Source organism: Salinivibrio sp. IB282, assembly GCF_001995685.1.
In the GTDB taxonomy this organism is placed as follows: domain Bacteria; phylum Pseudomonadota; class Gammaproteobacteria; order Enterobacterales; family Vibrionaceae; genus Salinivibrio; species Salinivibrio kushneri.
In genome coordinates this window covers 1-2,961 of the sequence record NZ_MUET01000129.1, presented here as the reverse complement: position 1 = coordinate 2,961, position 2,961 = coordinate 1, and the positions used below count along the sequence as shown (strand labels likewise).

Sequence of the window (2,961 nt, the reverse complement as noted above, 5' to 3'; positions counted from 1 at the left end):
GATATGTACCATCATCTAGCCTGTCTAGAAAGATATATGTTTCATCATCATGTCCACGAACTTTATAAAATATTTGTTTAGTTTTCATAAGGTGCCTTTTTCAATTTCTGTTCCATCAACATCATATTTGACGAACGATACTGTAGTGCTTTGAGGAGGATAGATGCTCATGCTATCCCTTACGATGTACTTGGCGATTAGCTCCCCATTTTGATCTAGTTCGTCATAACCATAAATGTCAGTATCACGACCTTTTCGTTGCTCACTTTTGCAACTTTTTCTGACAAGCTTATGGCTCTTTGGAATATTCAGTTTTTCTTCATACATACCTAACTCCTTAATAAACATAACGCCATAATAAGCGGAAATTTACAGTTAGCTATAAAGCGCGGAATGCTAGCCAACTGTATATTTTCCGTTTTATTATCTTGTTAGTTTTTAACTTCGATAAAACCAATAATATCATTAACATAGCTATTGATATCATTTCTCCATAGATAGTTTGGATGGTAAGTTCTGAAAGACATTACAGGTAAGTGTTTCGATTGGAGCAATGATAGCTGTCTTGGAGTTTTATCTGAAAGCTTCATAAATGTTATATCCTCAAAAATCTGGCACAAAAAGTTATCGTAGTTTGGTCCAGAGAAGAAGATAACAACATCTGGTTTAGTGAGTGAAATTTCTTCAACAATGAAAGACATTGCTTCCGTTTGCCAATCAAGAATAGCTTGGTTTGGTAAACCTTTTTCACCCTCTTTACCAATTTTTATAATGTTATTCCAGAGCAACCCAACGGACTTACCTGTGCGTGATTCCAATAAGTCTATTGTTCTGGAAACACCATTCCAGAATTGACCTCCATAGCTGAAACAGTAATCAGAATTAAAAAAATCCTCGTAGCAGTCTTTGAGCCATTGTTCATTATGTTTATCACTATATGAACCATACCAGTCGTTCGTCTCTTGCCCAAAAACCATTACTTTAAGATCTGAATCGATGTAACGTTCTGAAACAGAAAGACAAAGCAGATTTGATGGCCTTTCACCATCGAAACTATGAGTGTAAGTACTGTCTAGTTGGTCGAGTACTTTTCTGTAATCCAGCATAGGAACTCCAATTGAAAACTAACGTCCAGCACAGCGGCTGGCAAGGCTGGCATGTGATTGCGCAGCAATTTGAGTGACAGGATTGACAGTCCGTTGCTGCTGTTTGTTATAAGCTAGTTTAACCAACCCCTTATCTCCTCTACCCATGACGGCACATCATATTCCCCATTTATAAATCCAGCATATCTCTGAGAGAAAAAGAATTTATTATTATCCATATCGAAGAATTGCTCAATTTGCACCCACTGGCTAGCCTTTAAATCTAACGCTATCTTGGAACTTTCTTGAGGAACATCCTCTACTATTTCATTCAAGAAACTCAGTTGTTCAGGGTAGTTTTCAATAAAAGTGCATAGAGTTTCATAGAACAACTTACCATTCAAAGCATCTTCTATTTCTGTTGCTGGAGAAACTGGGTTGGCTTGAATATTGACAAGCTTTGTAGATCGAGTTTGAAAGCAATTAACCATTCTTTTACAAAAAAGATTTGAATAATTATTTACGTCATAATTAACTAGTTGTGCGTCAGTATCAGAAAGTAAGATGATTTTTCCAGTGATCTCATCCTGAAAGTCTTCATACGAGGTCGACAAGTGGTTGTACAACCTCTTGATCTCTTTCGCGCCGCCGACAGGGACAATTCTTAATCTTTTTGAGTCAATCAAATCTTGAAAGTAGGAACTCAAATAGACTTTTTCAGACGACCCTTCACAAATAATCCAGTTAAATGGAGTTTCTCCGATTGAGCTGGTAATCACTGATTGCACGAAGTCGTTTATGCTCTTTAATCTTATATCATAAGGTAGGCGCCCTCTAGATGACGCAGTTAATTGCTTTATTTGCTCTCTATAATTAGCCAAGTTAATCATATCAAAAACATGTGTTGAATCGTTTTTGGATATTACGGTTGCACTACCTGTCTCGATTGTAGGTAAAAAACCATACCAATGAGTTGAAAAAAGAACTTGCATAGCATCACGGCTAATATCATATAAGGAATCAAATTGGTCGAAACATGCAGACATATGCAAGGATGATTCTGGTTCATCTATTCCTATTATCAGATTTGTACCGGTATCTCTATGTTTGTTAAGTAAGCTATGTGCAACATCGATTATGGCTTTTTGCTTTTCACCTGAACTTAATGAACTAATCTCTAGCCAGTTTTCACCTTGCTTCTTGTGTAGTTTTCTTGTGCTAAAGAATGATTGAATTATTAGGTTATATACGTCATTCTTTCTGAGATATTGTTGCCTATCTGTTGGCGTTCTATAAGAGTATATTTCTAGCTCTTGGGCAAGTGTTTCGATGAAAGCGTTGAGGCTCGAATTGATTTCGGCAATTTGTCTTTGTGGTACGCGCTCACTCAGTATTTGTATTAAAGTCTCCCCCATAAGAACCTGGATTTCGTCAGTCTCGAGCTTCGTAAAAAGCTCCGGCTCTATCTCTCTAGGTATATAGATATAATCAATGGTCTCTTTAATTTTATCCAGCAATGGCAAAAAAGATTTAAGCTCATCATCAGACAGCGAAGTTTTACCTTCTTCTACATTATTCCCTAATAGCCTCTCGACTATCATGCGGCTGTTAAAGAGCGATATTGACGTGTCGCCCTTATAATCAACCCCTAACGGGATAATAAGTAAATCAGACAAATCTATTCTTTCAATCAATCTGTCTCTATGTTCGATAAAAGCTTTGGCATGACTTTTAAGTGAAAGAGACACATCGTTTTCACTAATATTAATAGCGACAGAATTTAGTATTTCTGCTTTTTCCAGCTCATCACCATCAAAATAACGCCGTTCAAGGCGAAAGATAGGAACTATCTGAGCGAAAGATAGGAACTATCTGA

The 2,961-nt window shown here is 36.9% G+C and carries 3 protein-coding genes; all 3 read right to left on the bottom strand.

What is annotated here, in order from left to right; genetic code table 11:
• Window positions 1-84: 84 nt before the first annotated feature.
• The 3 genes from BZG14_RS14985 to BZG14_RS14975 all read right to left on the bottom strand — a co-directional run bounded on the left by BZG14_RS14985 (window position 85) and on the right by BZG14_RS14975 (window position 2,848).
• Window positions 85-327 carry a hypothetical protein gene (locus BZG14_RS14985; RefSeq protein ID WP_033907395.1) on the bottom strand — a complete coding sequence of 81 codons (243 nt, stop codon included), beginning with the start codon at window positions 325-327 and terminating at the stop codon, window positions 85-87.
• Between the two features lie 104 nt (window positions 328-431).
• On the bottom strand, window positions 432-1,106 hold the full coding sequence (locus tag BZG14_RS14980) for a hypothetical protein (RefSeq protein WP_077609120.1): 675 nt from the start codon (window positions 1,104-1,106) through the stop codon (window positions 432-434).
• A 113-nt stretch (window positions 1,107-1,219) separates the two neighbouring features.
• Window positions 1,220-2,848 carry an ATP-dependent nuclease gene (locus BZG14_RS14975; RefSeq protein WP_443509150.1) on the bottom strand — a complete coding sequence of 543 codons (1,629 nt, stop codon included), beginning with the start codon at window positions 2,846-2,848 and terminating at the stop codon, window positions 1,220-1,222.
• Window positions 2,849-2,961 lie beyond the last annotated feature (113 nt).

What these genes read in the sequence shown, in the direction of transcription:
- BZG14_RS14985 (WP_033907395.1), bottom strand. Translation starts at nt 327, where the DNA reads ATGTATGAAGAAAAACTGAATATTCCAAAGAGCCATAAGCTTGTCAGA.
- BZG14_RS14980 (WP_077609120.1), bottom strand. Translation starts at nt 1,106, where the DNA reads ATGCTGGATTACAGAAAAGTACTCGACCAACTAGACAGTACTTACACT.